Origin of the sequence: Pseudomonas sp. (genome assembly GCF_049653025.1) — a bacterium.
Taxonomy (GTDB): Bacteria; Pseudomonadota; Gammaproteobacteria; order Pseudomonadales; family Pseudomonadaceae; genus Aquipseudomonas.
This window is the reverse complement of sequence record NZ_JBASFM010000013.1, coordinates 202659-223783: the sequence shown is the minus strand read 5'-3', so window position 1 is coordinate 223783 and position 21125 is coordinate 202659. Positions and strand designations below refer to the sequence as shown.

Below are 21125 nucleotides of genomic sequence, written 5' to 3'. Positions count from 1 at the left end.
GCTTGCTCCAGATAGACGGCGCGCCCTGCATCACGAATGGGGCACACCTGGCTTGACGGTTAAAAAACCGGGCCATTATATAGCGGTAGTAACAAACACTGCCCGGCGATGTACCGGGCCCATGTGATTTCCCTAGCGAGCCTGCCCATGCCTAACCCCCACCTGAGCATTTTGGTCGTCGATGACGCCAAGTTCTCCAGCGCCATGATTGGTCGCGCCCTGAGCCAGGCAGGCTACCAGGACCTCCGCTTTGCCAGCAGCGCCGCCGAGGCGATCAAGCTGCTCGAACAACGCCCCGCCAGCGTCTTGTTGGCCGACTGGCTGATGCCCGAGATGAACGGCCTGGAGCTTACGGTACAGGTGCGTCAGTTCGATGAAATGGCCCACCACTACACCTACGTCATTCTGCTTACCGGCAAGGAAGGCGAAAACGTACTGGGCGAGGCCTTCGACAGCGGCGTAGATGACTTCATCAGCAAGGCGGCGATGAACGAACAGCTGGTGCCACGGGTATTTGCCGCCGACCGCCTGTGCAACACGCTGCAGCGCCTGCTGCAGGAAAACCGCCTGCTCACCGAGAACATTGCCAGCCTGGAGCAGCGCAACCTGATCGATCCACTGACCGGCCTGGGCAACAACCGCTACCTGAACCAGAAGATGCTTGACAGCCTGCGCCAGGTCGAATCCCGCGGCGGCGCGCTGTGCTACCTGCTGATTGGCCTGCAGGACGTGCACGAGCTGCACCAGCAGCACGGCGACGCTTTTTACAACGAGTTGCTCAGCAGCGTCGCGCGCCGCCTGCAACAACTGGTCAGGCCGCTGGATGTGCTGGTGCGCCTGGATGAAAGCCACTTTGGCCTGATCACCCTGCTCAGCGACCTGCACGAATGCTCGCCGAGCAGCTTCAAGCGCCTGCATGAAGGCATCAACCTCAAGGCCTTCAAGACCAGCGAAGGCTTTCTCAGCCTCAAGGCCGGCATCAGCCTGGTCGGCCTGGATGCCAAAGGCCTGCCCATCACCCCGGAACAGATCATCAACCACGCCGCCCGACTCATGCCCGAGTCGCACAGCACCGGGCTGGTGACGGCCCTGCGCCTGCCATTGCCGCAATAAGCGGCGCAGCGCATGTGGCATATCCTCGGTGCGGGCAGCCTCGGTAGCCTCTGGGCCACGCGCCTGGCCCGTGCCGATATTCCGGTACAACTGATCCTGCGTGACCCCGCGCGCCTGCACAGTTATCAGCAGGCCGGCGGGCTGACTCTGATCGAGCAAGGCCAGACGCAGCGCTACCCCATTCCCGCACAGACGCTAGATCACCCCGAGCCCATTCAACGCCTGCTGCTGGCCTGCAAGGCCTACGACGCGCAAGCCGCCGTGGCGCGCCTGGCTCCACGCCTGGCCGCCGGAGCCGAAATCCTGTTGCTGCAGAATGGCCTCGGCAGCCAGGATCAGGTCGCCAGGCAGGTACCGCAGGCGCGCTGCATCTTTGCCTCCAGCACCGAAGGCGCGTTTCGCCCGGCGGATTTTCAGGTGGTGTTTGCCGGCCACGGCCATACCTGGCTGGGCGACCCGCACAACCTGCACGCGCCGGCCTGGCTGAAAGACCTTCACCAGGCCGGCATCGTCCACGACTGGAGCCTGGATATTCTCAGCCGGCTGTGGCGCAAACTGGCGCTGAATTGCGCGATCAATCCGCTCACGGTGCTCTATGACTGCCGCAACGGTGGCCTGCGCGAGCACCCGGCGGAAATCGCCAGCCTGTCTGCCGAGCTCAGCGAACTGCTCTGCGCCGGCGGTCACAGCGCCGCCGCCGAGGACCTGCACGGCGAGGTGCAGCGGGTGATCCAGGCCACCGCCGCCAACTACTCCTCCATGCACCAGGATGTCAGCCAGGGCCGGCGTACCGAAATTGCCTACCTGCTGGGTTACGCCTGCACCAGCGCGCAGCGCCACCAACTGGTGCTGCCGCACCTGCAAGCCCTGCATGGGCGGCTGCTGGCGCACCTGCACGCACGCGGATTGCCCAGCCACTGAGCCACGCGTTAACCTGCCCGCACGTTCACCACCGACCCTCCTCGCCATGTCCCTGCGTCAGCGCCTTGAAAACCTTCCGGTCGGTCGCAAACTGCTGGCCGCCCTGCTGGCCGTGCTCGCCACCGTGCTGCTGGTGGCCAACCTGGCCTTTATCAGTGCGGCCTACTGGATCTCCCAGGAAAGCGTGGCCCCACAGGCGCTGCATACCCTCGGCCGACTGATTGCCAGCCCAGCCCTGAGCGAGCAGGCACTGACCTCGGCCAGCGCCGCCGAAGCCCTGCTCAAGCGCATGGATGACTACGAGCCGCTGCGCGCCGCAGTGATCTACGACAGCAATGGCGTCAGCCTGGCGCAGCTGCAACAGGGCGACCACCTGCAATTGCCGCTGCGCCTGGAACAGGTCGAGTCCTGGCGCCACAGTGAGTTTCGCATCAACCAACTGATTGAGCTGCCACAAGCCGAGGGTAAGCCCGGCCACCTGCTGCTGGTCGCCTCCAGTGAGCTGCCAGGGGTGTTCTACACCGGCACGCTGACCGCCAGCCTGGCGATCCTGGCGCTCAGTGTGCTGCTCTGGCTGATCGTCTCACGCCAGGTGCGCCGTCTGATCACCCGGCCAATCCGCCGCCTGGAAGAACTGTCGCGCCAGGTCACCCGCGAAGAGAACTACGCCCTGCGTGCGCGCCGTGGCAACGCCGATGAAATCGGCAGCCTGGCCGACGCCTTCAACACCATGCTGGTGCGTATCGAGGCCCGCGAGCAGCAGCTCAAGCGCGCCCGTGACGATGCCCAGGCCGCCTTCGACCAGGCCCAGCACCTGGCCGAGGAAACCCGCCACTCCAACCGCAAACTGGAGCTGGAAGTGCAGGTACGCAGCAAGATCGAGAAGAAGCTCACCGGCTTTCAGAAGTACCTCAACAGCATCATCGACTCCATGCCCTCGGCGCTGATCGCCCTCGACGAACAGCTCTACGTTACCCAGTGGAACCAGGAAGCCAGCAGCCTGTCCGGCACCCGCCTGGACGAGGCGCTGAACCAGCCGATCTTCCTCGCCTTCCCGCCGCTCAAACCGTTTCTGCCGCAACTGCGGCGCACTGCCGAGCAGCACAAGGTGGAGAAGGTCGAGCGCGTCACCTGGGGCAGCAACGAAGAGCCGCGCCATTACGCCCTGACCTTCTACCCGCTGGTGGGCGGCAGCGGGCGCGGCGTAGTGATTCGTATCGACGACATCACCCAGCGCCTGAGCCTGGAAGAAATGATGGTGCAGTCGGAGAAGATGCTCTCGGTCGGCGGCCTTGCCGCCGGTATGGCGCACGAGATCAACAACCCGCTGGGTGCCATCCTGCACAACGTGCAGAACATCCGCCGGCGGCTGTCGCCCACGCTTGAGAAAAACCGCGAACAGGCCGAGCAGAGCGGCGTCTGCCTGGAAGCCATCGACAGCTACCTGCAGGCGCGGGAGATTCCCCGGCTGCTCGACGGCATCCAGCAGGCCGGTACCCGCGCCGCGAAGATCGTCAGCCATATGCTCAATTTCAGCCGCCGCAGTGATCGCCAACTCGCCCCCTGCCAGCTACCGGCGCTGATCGATCAGGCCGTAGAGATCGCTAGCAACGACTTCGACCTCACCGAAAGCTTCGACTTCAAGAGCCTGCACATCCTGCGCGACTTCGAGGCCGAACTGCCCGCCGTGCCCGGCACCGCCAACGAACTGGAACAGGTGCTGCTCAACTTGCTGAAAAACGCCGCCCAGGCCATTCACCAGCGCAGCCAACCCGCCACGCCCGGACAGATCACCCTGCGCGCCAAAGTGGCCGCGCCCTGGGCGGAAATCCAGGTGGAAGACAACGGCGTCGGCATGCGCGAGTCGGTGCGCAAACGCATCTTCGAGCCGTTCTTCACCACCAAGGAAGTCGGCCAAGGCACCGGGCTCGGTCTGTCGGTGTCCTACTTCATCATCACCAACAACCACAAAGGGCAGATGGAAGTGCAATCCAAACCCGGTCAGGGCACCTGCTTCACCCTGCGCCTGCCATTGACTGCACCCAGCCCCGACACAGGTCTTTGAACATGGGTTACCGCCTCTCGAAAATCTACACCCGCACCGGCGACGCCGGCGAAACCGGCCTGGCCGATGGCCGCCGGGTGAGCAAGGATCACCCGCGCATTGAGGCCATCGGCGAGGTCGATACGCTGAACAGCCAGCTCGGCCTGCTGCTGGCAGACCTGGCCGAACAGCAGGTCATCTGCCCAGGCCTGGCCGAGCTGATCGAGGTACTTACGCCCTGCCAGCACCGCCTGTTTGACCTCGGCGGCGAACTGGCGATGCCCGACTACCAGGCCCTGCAGACCCCGGAAACCGAGCGACTGGAAGCCGCCATCGACCGCTGGAATGAAGAAGTCGGCCCGCTGGAGAACTTTATCCTGCCCGGCGGCTCCCGCCTGATTGCCCAGGCCCACGTCTGCCGCAGCCTGGCGCGCAGCGCCGAGCGGCGCTGCCAGCACCTGAACGCGGTGGAGCCGATCCGTGCAGTCGGCCTGGCCTATATCAACCGACTGTCTGACCTGATGTTCGTCGCCGCCCGACTGATCGCCACACGTCAGCAGATCAGTGAAGTGCTCTGGCAAGCGGCGGCCAAAGAGCCACAAAACTAGAGCAGACTGAGTCGGCTTTCGAAACTGCGCCGTTCACCCGTAATGGGGTCGTCGAACGCCAAGCCGCGGGCCAGCAGTTTGAGCGGCTTGCTGTAGTCGTCGGGCGCGTCCGGGGCATCCGTGACCTCGGGGTAGAACGGGTCATTGAGAATCGGCGCGCCCAGCGCGGCCAGGTGCACGCGCAGCTGATGTTTCTTGCCCGTTACCGGGTACAGCCGATACAGCCAGTGCTCACCGAGCTGCTGGGCAACCTCGATGCGCGTTTCGGTGTTGGCCTCCCCCGCCACCTCCTGCATGCGAAAGAACGGCTCAGCACCCTTCAGCCGCGTCGCCCGCAGCAGTGGAAACGTCAGATGCGGCAAGGCTGGGGCCAGCGCTTCGTAGCACTTGTGCATTTCGCGCAGGCGAAACAGCGCCTGGTACTGGCCACGGCTCTGGCGGTTGGTGGAGAACAGCACCAGGCCGGCGGTGTGCCGATCGATCCGGTGCAGCGGCACCAGGTCGGCATTACCCAGACGCTTGGCCAGCCGCGCCTGCAACGTCTGCTCGACGTACTCGCCGGCCGGCATCACCGGCAGGAAGTGCGGCTTGTCGGCCACCAGCAGGTGCTCGTCGACATGCAGCAGCGTCTCCTCAAAAGGAATCGGCGTTTCCGCCGGCACCTCGCGAAAGTAGTGCACCTTGAGGCCCTCGCGGTACGCCGTGAGCGGGCTGAGCGGCTGCCCCTGGGCATCCAGCACGCGCTCGCGGGCCATGCGCTGCAGCCACACCTCGCGGCTGATTGCCGGGAAATGTGCGCACAGGCAATCGAGCACCGTCGCCCAATTACCGCGCGGCAGATGCAGGGTGCTGGGACGCATATTCGAGGGAGAACGGGCTTGCACGGACATAACGCTACTCAAGGGGTTTTCTGCGGATCAAACAGCCTGCGCCGCAGCCGGTGTGGGAGTCGGTGAGGGAGCCTGCAAGGACATGCGGAACAACGCCGCGAGCAGGTCCGACTGACTAACCAGCCCGACCACCCGGCACCGCTCATCCAGTACCGGCACCTGGTGCACATCGGTGTCGCTGAGAATCTGCAACAGGTAGGTGATGGGCCAGTCGGCACGGCAGGTCGGCGGCTGACGACGCATGCACTGGGCCACCGTGGTCTGCTCGGCAGTGGCTTGCAACAACTCATGCACGCTGAGCATGCCTTGCAGCTCATGCTGTGGATTGAGCACTGGCATGGCCGTCAGGCGGTGCTCACGCAGGCTGGCGCGGGCCTCGTCGAGGCTGCTGTCAGGCCGCAGGCTGAGCACATCGCGGGACATGATGGTGGCGCAACGCACTTCGCCGAAACGCCGCTGATAGGCCCGCGCTTCGGTTTGCAGCAGGATGTCTTCGAGGTCTTCGCGGGAAATATCCAGCAGCTCGCCACGCGCCTTGAGCACGGCATCCAGGTCATCCGGGGTAAAGCCCAGGCGATCGCGGGGAATCGGGTCGCGCGTCTGGTGCACGTTGGCATGCTCCAACGGGCGGTGCGGGTAACGCCGCCGTAGCGCGTTGTTGAACAGCAGGCCGATCAGCAACAGGCCGCAGGAGTTGAGCGCCACCGGGTAGAGGGCAAAGGAATAACCGAGTTGGGCAATCTCGCTGCCCGCCAGTACCGCCGTCAGGGCCACCGCACCACCGGGTGGATGCAGGCAGCGCAGGGCAAACATCACGGCAATCGCCAGGCCGCCAGCCAGCGCCGCCACCGGCGCGCTATGGCCGAGCCAGGCGGCACAGGTCACCCCGACCAGGGCCGAGACCAGGTTACCGCCGAGAATCGACCAGGGCTGCGCCAATGGGCTGGCTGGCACGGCAAACAGCAGCACCGCCGACGCGCCCATCGGTGCGATCAACCAGGGACTGGCGCTGCCCAGTACCGCGTGGCACAGCCAGCCGCTGAACAGCAAGCCCAGTACCGCACCGACACAACTCAGGGCGCGCTCGCTGGTGCTCACGGCCATGGGGGCCGGCCAGAAGCGCTTCAACCACTCGATCAACATCTGCACTGCCAGACTCTCGCTGTTCACGCACTGTTTCAGGGCGCGACTATACCGTTGCTGGCGAGCAAAGCGCCAAACCCGGCGTTCAGTCCGGCCAGAACGAGCGAATCCCCGCCACGCCCTGAGCCCCTACCTGCCAGGCGCGTTCGAGCTCCGCAGGGCCGACACCACCCAACAGATACACCGGCTTATTGAAGCCCTGCAGCAGCTCGCCCACCTGCTCCCAGCCCAGCGGCTGCGCCTCGGGATGGGTCTGCGTGGCCTGTACCGGCGACAAGGTGACGAAATCCACGCCCATCTGCGTGGCCAGGACCAGTTCGGCAGCCGAATGACAGGATGCCGCCAGCCAGCGCTCGGCCGGCAGCGGGCGACCGCCGGAGGTCAATGCCTGCAACTGAGCGGAGGTCAGGTGCCAACCGGCGGCCGGAAAATCGCCCAGCCACTCCAGCGGCCCCTTGAGCATCAACTGCGCCTTGCCCGCACACAGGCCGAGGGCGTCCACCGCGATATCGCGGTACTGCGCATCGAACATCGACGGTGCGCGCAGTTGCAGCAGGCGAATGCCGCTTTTCAGCGCGGTCTGAATGCCGCGCAGCAGCTCCGGACCGCTCAAGCCTTCGGGGGTAATCAGATAGCGCTCGGGCAAACGTGCCGCAGCGACTATCGGCTGGTTGGCCGCGGGGAACTCATAGTCGCCCAGCTGGCGTGGGCTAACCCAGGCCAATGGCTGGCCTTCGGCACCATGCGGTTCGCCGGTAAAGGCCGAGACGTCCCAGACATCCAGCAGCACCTGTTTGTCCGGGTAATCGTGGCGTACCTGAATCAGTGGCCGCGCGGCCGTTGGGCAAATCCCCAGCTCTTCCTGCAATTCGCGATTAAGCGCGGCGGGCACCGTTTCATCGGCCTCCACCTTGCCGCCGGGAAACTCCCAGAGACCGCCCTGATGCTGCTCATCCGCGCGCTTGGCGATCAGAATGCGTCCGTCGGCCCCACGGATCACCGCGGCCGCTACATGAATACGTTTCACCCCAGATGTTCCTCCTGCGCCGCCTGGTACCAACGCTGGAACGCTGGCCACTGATAAATGGTTTGCACATAAGCCGCCGCCTGCGCCGGCAACGGCACCCGATAACTGCGCAACCGCGCGGCCACCGGAGCAAAGAATGCGTCCGCCAGGCTGACCTGGCCGAACAGGAAAGGCCCATCCTGGCCAAAGCCGCGGCGGCACTCGGCCCAGAGCGCGCAGATGCGCTGGATGTCGGCCTGGACCTCGGCAGGAATCTCGGCCAGCGCCTGATCGCGCTTGAGGTCCATCGGCAGGTGCGTACGCAGGGCGACGAAAGCGCTGTGCATCTCGGCGCACACGCTGCGCGCCACTGCCCGGGCATACTGCCCGCGCGGCCACAAATGGGCCTCGGGGAAGCACTCGGCGAGGTATTCGGCAATCGCCAGGCTGTCCCACACCGGGCCGTCCTCGCTCACCAGCAGTGGCACCTTAGCGGTCGGAGAATGCTGCAGAATCTGCGCGCGAGTGTCGGCACGATTCAGCGCAATCACCACTTCGCGGTAAGGCGCGCCGGCCAGCTCCAGCGCCAGTGCGGCGCGCAGCGACCAGGACGAATAGGTTTTGTCACCGATAACCAGAGTAAGAGACATGGGCAGCGCTCGATGCGGGGAAGGTCAAAAGACCTTAAGAGGCGACTCCCCGAATAGCAAATTCCCGATATTCATAGCCCCATGAATATCGGGAATGTGGGGCAGCCAAACAGCAGCGTGGATCAGGTGCGGTATTCGGCGTTGATCTTCACGTACTCGTGGGACAGGTCGGTGGTCCAGATGGTTTCGCTGCAGCTGCCGCGGCCCAGTTCGATACGGATGGTAATTTCTTCCCTGGCCATCACCGCCGCGCCCTGCTCTTCGGTGTAGCTGACGGCGCGACAACCCTTGCTGGCAATGCACACCTCGCCGAGGAACACGTCGATCTTGCTCACGTCCAGTTGCGCCACGCCGGCGTAGCCGACGGCGGCGAGAATACGCCCCCAGTTCGGGTCGGAAGCGAACAGCGCAGTCTTGATCAGCGGCGAGTGGGCCACGGCGTAGGCCACGTCCAGGCACTCCTGGTGGGTGCCACCACCATTGACCTGCACGGTAACGAACTTGGTCGCGCCTTCGCCGTCACGGACGATGGCCTGGGCGACTTGCATAAACACCTCGAACACCGCCTGCTTGAGCTTGGCGAACAGCTCGCCGCTGGCTTCGCTGATTTCCGGCAGCTGGGCCTGGCCAGTGGCAATCAGCATGCAGCAGTCGTTGGTCGAAGTATCGCCATCGATGGTGATGCGGTTGAACGATTTGTTTGCCGCGTCGCGCACCAGATCCTGCAGCACGCTGCGCACCACCGTCGCATCAGTGGCGATATAGCCAAGCATGGTCGCCATGTTCGGCCGGATCATCCCGGCACCCTTGCTGATGCCCGTCACGGTGACGGTCACGCCATCGTGCTGGAACTGGCGACTGGCACCCTTGGGCAGGGTGTCGGTGGTCATGATGCCGGTGGCGGCTTCGGCCCAATGGTTCTCGGACAGATCGTCGAGGGCGGCTTGCAGCGCGCCTTCAATTTTTTCGACCGGCAACGGCTCGCCAATCACCCCAGTGGAAAACGGCAGCACTGCGCCCTCATCGACACCGGTCAATTGGGCCAATGCTGCGCACGTGCGCTGGGCATTCAGCAGGCCCGGCTCGCCGGTGCCGGCGTTGGCATTGCCGGTGTTGGTCAGCAGGTAACGCACGCTGCCTTGCACGCGCTTCTTAGCCAGAATAACTGGCGCAGCGCAGAACGCATTGAGGGTAAACACGCCTGCTACGGTGGAGCCTTCGGCACATCGCATCACCACCACATCCTTGCGCCCGGGGCGTTTGATGCCCGCCGAAGCGATGCCCAACTCGAAACCTGGAACCGGGTGCAGGGTAGACAATGGGCCAAGACCAACAGCCATAGAGAACGCTCCTTGAGGTAGTGAGACGACTAATTACGATGGTAAAACGCCGCGAGCGGTCAGACCGTTCGCGGCGTTATTCAAGCTGGGTAAAGCATAGCCAACGTCACTGTCGGCTCAACCCGCTCTACACGGTCAGCTTAGTTAACCTGACCGTGGCAGTGCTTGTACTTTTTGCCGGAACCGCACGGGCAGGCCTCGTTGCGGCCGATCTTCGGTTCGGTGCGCACCGGCGCGACGGCAACCGCAAGGTCACCCTCTTCGTCAGCGGCTTGCGGCTGCAGCAGTGCAGACGCTTCGGCGTGCTGGAACTGCATGCGCTCGGCCATGGCTTCGGCTTCGCGGCGCAGGCGCGCTTCTTCTTCGATCGGGTCTTCGCGGCGCACCTGAACGTGCGAGAGCACGCGGATGGTGTCGCGCTTGATCGATTCCAGCAGTTCCTGGAACAGGGTGAAGGACTCGCGCTTGTATTCCTGCTTGGGGTTCTTCTGCGCATAACCGCGCAGGTGAATGCCGTGACGCAGGTGATCCATAGTCGACAGGTGGTCTTTCCACAGATCGTCCAGTACGCGCAGCAGAATCTGCTTCTCGAAGGTGCGCAGGGCTTCTACGCTGGCCTCGATTTCCTTCTCGTTGTAAGCCTTGACCAGCTCTTCGAGGATGCGCGCGCGCAGGGTTTCCTCGTACAGCTTGTGGTCATCGTCGAGCCACTGCTGAATCGGCAGCTTAAGGTTGAAGCCGCTGTACAGCGCAGCTTCCAGACCAGAAACATCCCACTGCTCGGGCAGCGATTGCGGCGCGATAAATTCGTTGATGGTGTTGTCCAGCACTTCCTGACGGAAGTCGGCGATGGTCTCGCCAATGTTGTCGGCAGCCAGCAGGGTGTTGCGCATGTGATAGATCACTTTGCGCTGCTCGTTAGCCACGTCGTCGAACTCGAGCAGTTGCTTACGCATGTCGAAGTTGCGCCCTTCGACCTTGCGCTGGGCCTTCTCGATGGCGTTGCTGACCATGCGGTGCTCGATGGCTTCACCGGCCTGCATGCCCAGGGCCTTCATAAAGTTCTTCACCCGATCCGAGGCGAAGATGCGCATCAGGTTATCTTCCAGCGACAGGTAGAAGCGGCTCGAACCCGGGTCGCCCTGACGGCCGGAACGGCCACGCAGCTGGTTGTCGATACGGCGCGATTCGTGACGCTCGGAGGCGATCACGTGCAGGCCGCCCGCTTCGATCACTTGCTGATGGCGCTTCTGCCAGTCGGCCTTGATCTGCGCGATCTGCTCAGGCGTGGCGTTTTCCAGGTTGGCGACTTCAACTTCCCAGTTACCGCCCAGGAGGATGTCGGTACCGCGACCGGCCATGTTGGTGGCGATAGTCAGCGCACCCGGACGACCGGCCTGGGCAATGATTTCGGCTTCTTTCTCATGGAACTTGGCGTTGAGCACCTTGTGCTCCATGCCTTCCTTGTCGAGCAGCTGCGAGACGTATTCAGAGCTTTCGATGGTCGCGGTACCGACCAGGATCGGACGGCCCAGGGCCATGCACTCCTTGATATCGGTGACGATGGCGGCGTACTTCTCTTCCTGGGTCAGGTAGACCAGGTCGTTGAAGTCCTTACGCGCCAGGGCACGGTTGGTCGGGATCACGATCACCGCCAGGCCGTAGATCTGATGGAACTCGAACGCTTCGGTGTCAGCCGTACCGGTCATGCCGGACAGCTTGCTGTACAGGCGGAAGTAGTTCTGGAAGGTGGTCGAGGCCAGGGTCTGGCTCTCGGCCTGGATCGGCAGGCCTTCTTTGGCTTCGATGGCCTGGTGCAGGCCTTCGGACAGGCGACGACCCGGCATGGTACGGCCGGTGTGCTCGTCGATCAGCAGCACCTGGTCCTTCTGCACGATGTATTCAACGTTGCGGTTGAACAGCTTGTGCGCGCGCAGGCCCGAGTAAACGTGGGTCAGCAGACCCAGGTTGTGCGCCGAATACAGGCTTTCGCCCTCGGCCAGCAGGCCGACTTCGGTGAGCATCTCTTCGACGAACTGGTGGCCGGCTTCGTTCAGCTCAACCTGACGCGCCTTCTCATCCAGCTTGTAATGGCCTTCCTGAGTGACGACGCCCTCTTCTTCCTCGACATGCAGCTTGAGGCGCGGGATCAGCTTGTTGATTTCGGTGTAGAGGCGCGAGCTGTCTTCGGCCTGGCCGGAGATGATCAGCGGAGTGCGCGCTTCGTCGATCAAAATGGAGTCAACTTCGTCGATTACGGCGAAATTCAGCTCGCGCTGGAATTTGTCTTCCAGGCTGAACGCCATGTTGTCGCGCAGGTAATCGAAACCGAATTCATTGTTGGTGCCGTAGGTGATATCGGCGGCGTAGGCTTCGCGCTTCTCTTCCGGCGGCATAAACGGGGTAACGATACCCACCGACAGGCCGAGGAATTCATACAGCGGACGCATCCAGTTGGCGTCGCGGCGGGCCAGGTAGTCGTTGACCGTGACCACGTGTACGCCCTTGCCGGACAGCGCATTGAGGTACACCGCCAGGGTCGCCACCAGGGTCTTGCCCTCACCGGTACGCATCTCGGCGATCTTGCCTTCGTGCAGGGTCATGCCACCAATCAACTGCACGTCGAAGTGGCGCATGCCCATCACGCGCTTGCCGGCCTCACGGGCGACGGCAAAGGCTTCAGGCAACAACTGATCGAGGGTTTCACCTTTCGCCAGACGGGCTTTGAACTCCTCCGTCTTGGCACGCAGTTGCTCATCGGAGAGGGCAAGCATCTGCTCCTCGAAGGCATTGACGGACTGAACCGCCTTGAGCATGCGTTTGACTTCACGCTCGTTCTTGCTTCCAAAGAGTTTTTTCAACAAAGGCGCAAACATATCGACAGGATCTTCCAGGCGTATGGATTGAGGGCGGCTGATAAAACGACCCATGCAGCCGGCACGGCTGCGTGCGAAGGGGGCATTCTACCCGGATTCGCAAATGAGGAAAGCGGCGTTATCAGCCCGTTTCAAAATGTAACGAGCGCAGGTCTGGAGCGGTCAAACCGGGCCACGGGATTTACCCAGCGTACTTACTCGACATCATTGACGCGGGCGATATAGCTGGCCGGATTGACCAGCCGGCCATTCTTGGTCACTTCAAAATGCACGTGATAGCCACTGGAGCGCCCAGTGCGGCCAACCTTGGCGATGACCTGACCACGCTGCACCAGGTCGCCAACCTGCACCTGATTGCTCTGGTTGTGCGCATAGAGCGTCACATAGCCGTCGGCATGGCTGATTTCCACGGTATTGCCATAACCACTGCGGCGATCCGCGGCGGTCACCACGCCGGCGGCCACAGCAACCACTTCACTGCCAGCCTTGGCGGCGAAGTCGACACCCTTGTGCACGGTCAGACGCCCAGTCAGTGGGTCGCTACGACGACCAAAGGGTGATGACATATAGCCGTGCAGCACCGGCTGGCCGGCCAGGTACTCGGCATCGCCCAGGCTGCGCTCGGCCATCAACTGCTCCAGCACTTCCAATTGCTGCTCGCGGCTATCGAGACGCAGGCTCAGCTCATCCAGCGCACTGATAAAGGAAGGCGGCGCATAAGGCGAATCGCCGAGCAGCTCTTCCGGGCCGCCCTGACCAACGCTCAGGGAGAAATCGAATTCGCTGGCATCCAGATCGGCCAGCTCGGTGAGCCGCGCACCCAGCGCATCGAGGCGCGTCAGACGCGCCTGCAACTCGGCCACATGGGCGGAAAACGCATCCAGCTGGCGCTGCGCATCGCGGCGTACCGCGCCCACTTCGGCGCGCTGCTGATCCAGCGCCTGGGTCATCTGCGCATCATCATGCACCGCGACCACGCTCGCCGGAGCCCACCAGGCACCGACGGCGACACCACTGGCCAGGGCGACGCCGAGTGCCAGCAGCAATGCCAGCAGCAGCCAGCGTAGATCCAGGCTGAGTGAGCGCGCGGCACCGTGCTGCCGGCTGAGTAAAATGATCTGCATGGCCTTCCCCTAGTGGTGGAGCCCCGGTGGACAGCAGCGATTCTGCTACCATGGCGGCTTCACTTTTTCAGGCGTCCTGCCATGACTTTTCGTCCTTTGCCGGCCCGGGCTCCCGCCGCGCTGTTGCGCGAAGCGAAACCCCTGAAGGGGCTGTTCAATCAAGCGCAACGCATTGATCGTCTGCAGCACCTGCTGGAAAGCCAGCTGCAACCCGCCGCTCGCGAACACTGCCATGTAGCCTCATGGCGCGAGGGTTGCCTGCTGCTGATAATCACCGATGGCCACTGGGCCACGCGCCTGCGCTATCAACAAAAACGCTTGTTGAAACAACTGCAGGCACTCGAAGAATTCGCGACCTTAACGAAGATCCTGTTCAAGGTGCAACCTCCGACTGCCGAAAGGCGCGCACCAGGTCGCACAATCACGCTATCCAGCAGCGCTGCAGAAAACATCCAGGCCACCGCCGACGGCATCAGCGATCCCAAGCTACGCGCCGCCCTAGAGCGCCTGGCCAAACACGGCAAGCCCAGCGAATAACACCCGACCGCCAGGCACAGCGGAATAAATTTCAGGCCATAAAAAAAGGCCACCCAAGGGTGGCCTTTGAAAGCAAAGAAGGAGGATGTTGCGTTACACGGCCGCAACCGGGCGCATGTAAGAGATTGGCGCAGTGTTGGGGTCGTCGAAGGTGACCACTTCCCAAGCATCGGTCTGCTCGATCAGGGTACGCAGCAGGCGATTGTTCAGCGCATGCCCCGACTTGAACCCCTTGAACTCGCCAATCAAGCTGTTACCCAGCAGATAAAGGTCGCCGATCGCATCGAGAATCTTGTGTTTGACGAACTCGTCCTCATAACGCAGGCCGTCTTCGTTCAACACGCGGAACTCATCTACAACAATGGCGTTATCTACGCTGCCGCCGAGTGCCAGGTTCTGTGAACGCAGGAACTCGATGTCACGCATAAAACCGAAGGTCCGAGCGCGGCTGACTTCCTTCACGAACGACGTGCTGGAGAAGTCCACGCTGGCCGACTGGGTGCGATTGCGGAAGACCGGGTGATCGAAATCGATCTCGAAGGTCACCTTGAACCCCTCGAAAGGCACGAAGGTGGCGCGCTTGTCGCCCTCTTCAACTGTCACTTCACGAAGGATGCGGATGAACTTCTTGTGGGCTTCCTGCTCTTGCAAACCAGCAGATTGAATCAGGAATACAAAGGGCCCGGCGCTGCCATCCATGATCGGCACTTCGGACGCGGAGAGCTCGACGTAGGCGTTATCGATGCCCAGGCCAGCCATGGCCGAAAGCAGGTGCTCTACCGTATCCACCTTGACATCACCATTGACCAAAGTGGTCGACATGGTGGTTTCACCAACATTGCCTGCACGCGCGGGAATTTCCACGACAGGATCGAGGTCGGTACGACGGAACACGATACCGGTGTCCACAGGTGCCGGCTTCAGGGTCAGGTATACCTTTTCCCCGGAATGCAGGCCGACGCCAGTGGCGCGGATAATGTTCTTCAGGGTGCGTTGTCTGATCATGGCTTTGGCCGCTATAGCACTAGTTGCGAATTGTTTTCAACAATGGCCGGCGATGATAGCAGAACCGGCCTTTGCTGAACACCAATCACCCCAATACTCCTGATACATTTCATCAATCGGCCTGGCGACGCAGGAAGGCCGGAATGTCCAGGTAGTCCAGGTCATCCTGCGGATTCAGCTTGGCTGCAGTAGCCGCGCCGCCGTGGCTTTGACGCTGAACAGTTGGGCGTTCGTAGTCTTTGTAGTTGACGCTGTGTTCGGCGCGAGCCGGCGCAGCAGTGCTGTGCGCGCTGTTACCAGCAGACACTTGCACGGTGTTGTCGATGACTTTGACCGGCTTCTCGATGCGCGCGCCCAGGCCAGTAGCGACCACGGTTACGTGCAGCTCGTCGCGCATGTCCGGATCGATCACGGTGCCGACCTTGACGGTGGCGTGCTCGGAAGCGAACTGCTCGATGATGTTACCCACGTCGGAGTACTCACCCAGGGACAGGTCAGGACCGGCGGTGATGTTCACCAGGATGCCGCGTGCGCCTTGCAGGTTGACGTCTTCCAGCAGCGGGTTGCGGATCGCCGCTTCGGTGGCTTCACGTGCACGGTTCGGACCGCTGGCGCAGCCAGTGCCCATCATCGCCATGCCCATTTCGCTCATCACGGTTTTCACGTCGGCGAAGTCGACGTTGATCATGCCCGGACGCTTGATGATGTCGGAGATACCGCGCACGGCACCGGCCAGTACATCGTCTGCCTTGGCGAAAGCCGACAGCAGGCTGGCGTCTTTACCGAGGATGGTCAGCAGTTTTTCGTTGGGGATAGTGATCAGCGAGTCGACACTTTCCGACAGCGCGCGGATACCTTCTTCGGCGATCAGCATGCGCTTCTTGCCTTCGAACGGGAACGGACGAGTCACCACCGCAACGGTGAGGATGCCCATTTCCTTGGCCACCTGAGCAATTACCGGAGCTGCACCGGTACCGGTACCGCCACCCATGCCGGTGGTGATAAAGACCATATCGGTGCCTTGCAGCACTTCAGCGATACGCTCGCGGTCTTCCATGGCCGCCTGACGGCCGACTTCTGGATTGGCACCCGCGCCGAGGCCCTTGGTCACCGCAGTGCCCAGTTGCAGCACGGTACGTGCGCCGATGTTTTTCAGTGCTTGCGCATCCGTGTTGGCGCAGATGAACTCGACGCCTTCAATGTTGTTTTTCGCCATGTGATTGACAGCATTACCGCCGCCGCCGCCCACGCCGATGACCTTGATAACCGCACTAGCTGGAGCGCTGTCTACGAGTTCAAACATTTTCCCTCTCCTTTACTTTCTAGTTATAACGCCTACTGCAAAATCAGAAATTGCCCTGGACCCAGCGCTTCAGCCGTTCCAGAACAGGTTGTTTGGGTTCATCGCTGTAGCTGCCAAGTGCAGACATGGAGATGCCGTCGGCCTGCTTTTGCAGTCCGTACAGCAGCAGGCCTACACCTGTGGAATAGATGGGGTTACGCACGACGTCGGCCAATCCTTTGACACCTTGCGGCACGCCCAGGCGTACCGGCATATGGAAAATCTCTTCAGCCAGCTCGACGGCTCCTTCCATCTTCGCTGTACCGCCAGTGAGGACGATCCCGGCCGGGATCAGGTCCTCGTAGCCACTGCGGCGCAGTTCAGCCTGAATCAGGGTGAACAGCTCGTCGTAGCGCGGTTCGACCACTTCGGCCAGGGACTGACGCGAGAGGTCACGCGGCGGACGATCACCGACGCTTGGCACCTTGATGGTTTCGCCAGCACCGGCCAGTTTGGCCAACGCGCAAGCATAACGAATCTTGATCTCCTCGGCATACTGAGTCGGCGTACGCAGGGCCATGGCGATGTCGTTGGTGACCTGGTCGCCGGCAATCGGGATCACCGCAGTGTGGCGGATCGCGCCTTCGGTGAAGATGCAGATGTCGGTGGTGCCGCCGCCGATGTCGACCAGGCACACGCCCAGCTCTTTCTCGTCGTCGGTCAGCACCGCATACGCGGAGGCCAGTTGCTCGAGGATGATGTCGTCGACTTCCAGGCCGCAGCGGCGCACGCACTTCTCGATGTTCTGCGCGGCATTTACGGCACAGGTCACCACGTGCACCTTGGCTTCCAAACGTACGCCGGACATACCCAGTGGCTCACGCACGCCTTCCTGGTTATCAATCACGTAATCCTGCGGCAGGGTGTGCAGCACACGCTGGTCTGCCGGGATGGCCACGGCCTGGGCGGCATCGAGCACGCGCTCGAGGTCTGCCGGGCTGACTTCACGATCACGGATGGCGACGATGCCGTGGCTGTTGAGGCTGCGGATATGATTGCCGGCCACGCCGACAAAAGCCGAGTGGATGCGGCAGCCGGCCATCAACTGCGCTTCCTCGACGGCGCGCTGGATCGACTGCACGGTGGATTCGATATTAACCACTACGCCCTTTTTCAGGCCGCGCGACGGATGAGTGCCGATGCCGACGATTTCCAGCTGGCCGTCCGCATTCACTTCGCCCACCAGCGCCACCACCTTGGAGGTACCGATGTCGAGGCCGACGATCATCTTGCCGCTCTGCACGTTTGCCATGGCTCTTGCCTTCTCCTGATTCACTGCACGACAGCGGTTGGTGCCGCCGTGGGCGCTACCGGCTCGCGCCACGCCACGGCCAGGCCGTTGGCATAACGCAGGTCGATCCGCGCAATATTCGTTTGCTGCTCTTTCAATGCCTTGGTGTAGATGGCAGTGAAGCGGCGCATTTTTTCCACCAGATGGTCACGCCCCAGCAGCAGTTCAATGCCCTGCCCAGTGGAGAGGAACCAGCTGCCGCGCTCACGCAACTCCAGGCGTGCCACGGAAAAACCCATCGGCCGGAGCATCTGGCTGAGCACCTGGTATTGCTGCATCACCTGCTGCTGCGCACGCTGGGGGCCATACAGCTGCGGCAGGTGTTGGTAATTAGCCAGTTCCTGCGGCGCGAACGCGTCACCCTGGTTGTTCAGCAGCGCCTCATCGCCCCAGCGGGCAATCGGCAATTGTTCTTCCAGACGCACCACCAACTGGTCGGGCCATACGCGGCGCACCTGGGCGCTGGCAATCCACGGCATCAGTTCCAGCTCGCGGCGCAGGCTCAGCAGGTCAACGCTGAAGAAGCTCGCCGAGGCATAAGGCGCGATGCGCTGCTGCACGGCCTGCTGATTGATGTAGCTGAGGTCGCCTTCGACGCTGATCTTGGCGATCGGCTGGTCGGCATAAGGCAGTGCACGCAACGACAACTCGTAAGTGCCATAACCCAGACCGAGCAACAGCAGCGGCCAGGTCAGACGCTTAAGCCAAGCGAAGTTGGCTTTCGGCAGATTCACCCGCAGGCTGATCGGCTCCTTGGCCACCATACGGCTTGCGCCGCGCTGCACAGGCTTGCCGCGCACGGGGGCGCGGGAAGAACCTGGCTGGTGACGCAGAGTGGCCGTCATGACTTAACCCCGCGCCTCAAGGCTGTCGGCAAGAATCGCCAACACCAGTTGCTGGAAATCCAGGCCGGCGGCACGAGCCGCCATCGGCACCAGGCTGTGATCAGTCATGCCCGGTACGGTGTTGACTTCCAACAGCCAGAACTTGCCGTCGGTGTCCTGCATCACGTCGGCACGGGCCCAGCCCTGAGTGCCAACTGCTTCGCAGGCGCGCGCGGTGAGCTCTTTCAGCTCGGCCTCCTTGGCAGCATCGAGGCCACAAGGAACACGGTACTGGGTGTCATTGGCCAGGTACTTGGCGTCGTAGTCGTAGAAGCTGTGCGGGGTACCCAGACCAATCGGTGGCAGCACCTGGCCGCGCAGCATGGCGATGGTGAATTCCGGGCCGGCAATTACTTGCTCGACCAGTACTTGCGAGTCGTACTGGCTGGCGTCTGCCCAAGCAGCAATCAGAGTGTCGACATCGCTGACCTTGGCCATGCCAATGCTCGAACCTTCATGGGCTGGCTTAACGATCAGCGGGAAACCCAGTTCGGCGGCGGCCGCACGGCAATCAGCCTCAGAGGCCAGGGCGGCATGATTCGGCGTCGGCAGGCCGAGGCTCAGCCACACACGCTTGGTGCGCAGCTTGTCCATGGCCAGGGCCGACGCCAGGATGCCGCTGCCGGTGTAAGGAATCCCGGCGCACTCGAGCAGGCCCTGCATCGAGCCGTCTTCGCCGCCACGGCCGTGCAGCACGATAAAGGCGCGGTCAATTTTCTCGGCAGTCAGGCGCTGCAGCAGGTCATCGCCAGCATCGATGCCGAACGCGTCCACGCCAGCAGCCTGCAGCGCTTGCAGCACGGCATTGCCGGATTTCAGCGAGACTTCACGCTCGGCGCTCTTGCCGCCGAACAGCACGGCCACGCGGCCAAAGGCGCTGACCGGATATTGTGATTGCAGACTGGCAGCACTCATTTCGACTTACCTTCAGCCACGGCGAACAGCGGGCTTTGCAACAGTTGCGGGGCCAGGCCGCCGATATCGCCGGCACCCTGACAGAGAAGAATGTCGCCAGCGCGCAGCAGCGGCTTGACGATCGGCGCGAGGTCCACGCCGCGCTCGATATAGATCGGGTCGAGCTGGCCACGCTGACGGATGCTGTGGCACAGATTGCGGCTGTCAGCCCCAGGAATCGGTGTTTCACCGGCCGGGTAGACTTCCATCAGCAACAGCACCTGGGCATCACCGAGTACCTGAACGAAATCGTCATACAAGTCACGGGTGCGGCTGAAACGGTGCGGCTGGTAAACCATCACCAGGCGACGCTCCGGCCAACCACCGCGCACGGCCTTGATCACTGCGGCAACTTCACGCGGGTGGTGACCGTAATCGTCGACCAGCATCACGCTGCCGCCATCCACCGGCAGCTCGCCGTAGACCTGGAAGCGCCGGCCAACGCCCTGGAACTGCGACAGGCCCTGGACGATGGCTTCATCGCTGATGCCTTCGTCGCTGGCGATGGCGATGGTGGCCAGGGAGTTCAGCACGTTGTGGTTGCCCGGCATATTCACGGATACATCCAGCGGCTCACGGTCGCGGCGCAGCACGGTGAAGAAGGTTTGCATGCCCTGCTGACGCACGTTGATCGCACGGACGTCAGCACCTTCATCGAAACCGTAGGTCACGGTTGGACGGGCTACCTGTGGGAGGATCTCGCGCACGATCGGGTCATCCACGCACATCACCGCCAGACCGTAGAACGGCAGGTTGTGCAGGAACTCAATGAAGGTTTTCTTCAACTTGTTGAAGTCGCCGCCATAGGTGCTCATGTGGTCCATGTCGATATTGGTGACCACCGAGACCATCGGCTGCAGGTGCAGGAAGCTGGCGTCACTCTCATCGGCTTCGGCGATCAGGTAACGGCTGCTGCCCAGCTGCGCGTTGGTGCCGGCTGCATTCAGGCGGCCACCAATCACAAACGTCGGGTCCAGGCCGCCAGCGGCGAACACCGAGGCCAGCAGGCTGGTGGTGGTGGTCTTGCCATGGGTGCCGGCAACGGCAATACCGTGGCGGTAGCGCATCAGCTCGGCGAGCATCTCGGCGCGCGGCACCACGGGGATGCGACGCTCCAGGGCCGTGGCGACTTCCGGGTTGCTGGTATTGACCGCGCTGGACACCACCAGCACGTCGGCCTGCTCGGCGTTTTCGGCGCGATGGCCAATAAATATCTGTGCACCGAAGGTTTCCAGACGCTCGGTCACGGCCGAGGCCTTGAGATCGGAACCGGAGACTTCATAGCCGAGGTTGAGCAGCACTTCGGCGATACCGCACATGCCGGCACCACCGATGCCTACAAAGTGGATGCGGCGAATGCGGCGCATACGGCGGATTTCCGAACGTGCAGCGGCGGG

Annotated in this window: 17 protein-coding genes and 1 pseudogene; 5 read left to right on the top strand and 13 right to left on the bottom strand. The window is 62.6% G+C overall.

What is annotated here, in order from left to right; genetic code table 11:
- Positions 1 to 92: 92 nt before the first annotated feature.
- From WBK23_RS11135 to WBK23_RS11120, 4 genes and pseudogenes are all read left to right on the top strand, one after another.
- Positions 93 to 1015, top strand: a pseudogene (locus tag WBK23_RS11135) (response regulator); the annotation flags it as partial.
- A gap of 110 nt (positions 1016 to 1125) precedes the next feature.
- Entirely contained in the window at positions 1126 to 2034 is a 909-nt protein-coding gene (locus WBK23_RS11130; RefSeq protein WP_424484019.1) for a putative 2-dehydropantoate 2-reductase, read from the top strand.
- A gap of 46 nt (positions 2035 to 2080) precedes the next feature.
- Positions 2081 to 4099, top strand: a complete 2019-nt coding sequence (locus WBK23_RS11125) for a sensor histidine kinase (RefSeq protein ID WP_424484018.1) — start codon at positions 2081 to 2083, stop codon at positions 4097 to 4099.
- A gap of 2 nt (positions 4100 to 4101) precedes the next feature.
- The gene (locus tag WBK23_RS11120) at positions 4102 to 4686 is read left to right on the top strand and encodes a cob(I)yrinic acid a,c-diamide adenosyltransferase (RefSeq protein WP_424484017.1); all 585 of its coding nucleotides are present in this window, start codon (positions 4102 to 4104) and stop codon (positions 4684 to 4686) included.
- On the opposite strand, the gene WBK23_RS11115 is transcribed toward WBK23_RS11120, so the two are convergent.
- The 7 genes from WBK23_RS11115 to WBK23_RS11085 form a co-directional block, all read right to left on the bottom strand.
- Entirely contained in the window at positions 4683 to 5576 is an 894-nt protein-coding gene (locus tag WBK23_RS11115; RefSeq protein WP_424484016.1) for an RluA family pseudouridine synthase, read from the bottom strand. The two genes, WBK23_RS11120 and WBK23_RS11115, sit on opposite strands and share 4 nt — an antisense overlap.
- A gap of 27 nt (positions 5577 to 5603) precedes the next feature.
- Positions 5604 to 6746: an HPP family protein gene (locus WBK23_RS11110; RefSeq protein WP_424484015.1), complete on the bottom strand. Its 1143-nt coding sequence runs from the start codon at positions 6744 to 6746 to the stop codon at positions 5604 to 5606.
- Between the two features lie 58 nt (positions 6747 to 6804).
- Positions 6805 to 7746, bottom strand: coding sequence for a Nudix family hydrolase (locus WBK23_RS11105; protein ID WP_424484014.1), 942 nt, complete (start codon positions 7744 to 7746; stop codon positions 6805 to 6807).
- On the bottom strand, positions 7743 to 8375 hold the full coding sequence (locus WBK23_RS11100; RefSeq protein ID WP_424484013.1) for a glutathione S-transferase: 633 nt from the start codon (positions 8373 to 8375) through the stop codon (positions 7743 to 7745). Before WBK23_RS11100 ends, WBK23_RS11105 begins: the two co-directional genes overlap by 4 nt.
- A 122-nt stretch (positions 8376 to 8497) precedes the next feature.
- Positions 8498 to 9715: a bifunctional glutamate N-acetyltransferase/amino-acid acetyltransferase ArgJ gene (argJ, locus tag WBK23_RS11095; protein WP_424484012.1), complete on the bottom strand. Its 1218-nt coding sequence runs from the start codon at positions 9713 to 9715 to the stop codon at positions 8498 to 8500.
- Positions 9716 to 9855: 140 nt separating this feature from the next.
- A complete protein-coding gene (gene secA / locus WBK23_RS11090) occupies positions 9856 to 12591 on the bottom strand; it encodes a preprotein translocase subunit SecA (RefSeq protein ID WP_424484011.1) in 2736 nt (911 codons plus the stop codon).
- 194 nt (positions 12592 to 12785) lie between these two features.
- Positions 12786 to 13715 (bottom strand): M23 family metallopeptidase, encoded by a 930-nt coding sequence (locus tag WBK23_RS11085; RefSeq protein ID WP_424484010.1) that lies wholly within the window; start codon positions 13713 to 13715, stop codon positions 12786 to 12788.
- Between the two features lie 81 nt (positions 13716 to 13796).
- Here WBK23_RS11085 and WBK23_RS11080 point away from each other — a divergent pair, with 81 nt between their 5' ends.
- Positions 13797 to 14252 carry a DUF721 domain-containing protein gene (locus tag WBK23_RS11080; protein ID WP_424484009.1) on the top strand — a complete coding sequence of 152 codons (456 nt, stop codon included), beginning with the start codon at positions 13797 to 13799 and terminating at the stop codon, positions 14250 to 14252.
- 93 nt (positions 14253 to 14345) lie between these two features.
- Here the strand turns inward: WBK23_RS11080 and lpxC are convergent, their stop codons facing one another.
- The 6 genes from lpxC to murC form a co-directional block, all read right to left on the bottom strand.
- Positions 14346 to 15257 carry a UDP-3-O-acyl-N-acetylglucosamine deacetylase gene (gene lpxC, locus WBK23_RS11075; protein ID WP_424484008.1) on the bottom strand — a complete coding sequence of 304 codons (912 nt, stop codon included), beginning with the start codon at positions 15255 to 15257 and terminating at the stop codon, positions 14346 to 14348.
- A gap of 112 nt (positions 15258 to 15369) precedes the next feature.
- Positions 15370 to 16560, bottom strand: a complete 1191-nt coding sequence (ftsZ, locus tag WBK23_RS11070; protein WP_424484007.1) for a cell division protein FtsZ — start codon at positions 16558 to 16560, stop codon at positions 15370 to 15372.
- A 43-nt stretch (positions 16561 to 16603) separates the two neighbouring features.
- Positions 16604 to 17851: a cell division protein FtsA gene (ftsA, locus tag WBK23_RS11065; protein ID WP_090251236.1), complete on the bottom strand. Its 1248-nt coding sequence runs from the start codon at positions 17849 to 17851 to the stop codon at positions 16604 to 16606.
- 20 nt (positions 17852 to 17871) lie between these two features.
- Positions 17872 to 18735, bottom strand: a complete 864-nt coding sequence (locus WBK23_RS11060) for a cell division protein FtsQ/DivIB (RefSeq protein ID WP_424484006.1) — start codon at positions 18733 to 18735, stop codon at positions 17872 to 17874.
- Between the two features lie 3 nt (positions 18736 to 18738).
- Entirely contained in the window at positions 18739 to 19689 is a 951-nt protein-coding gene (locus WBK23_RS11055) for a D-alanine--D-alanine ligase (protein ID WP_424484005.1), read from the bottom strand.
- Positions 19686 to 21095, bottom strand: coding sequence for a UDP-N-acetylmuramate--L-alanine ligase (gene murC, locus WBK23_RS11050; RefSeq protein WP_424484033.1), 1410 nt, complete (start codon positions 21093 to 21095; stop codon positions 19686 to 19688). The genes WBK23_RS11055 and murC overlap by 4 nt, the downstream gene beginning before the upstream one ends.
- Between the last annotated feature and the right edge of the window lie 30 nt (positions 21096 to 21125).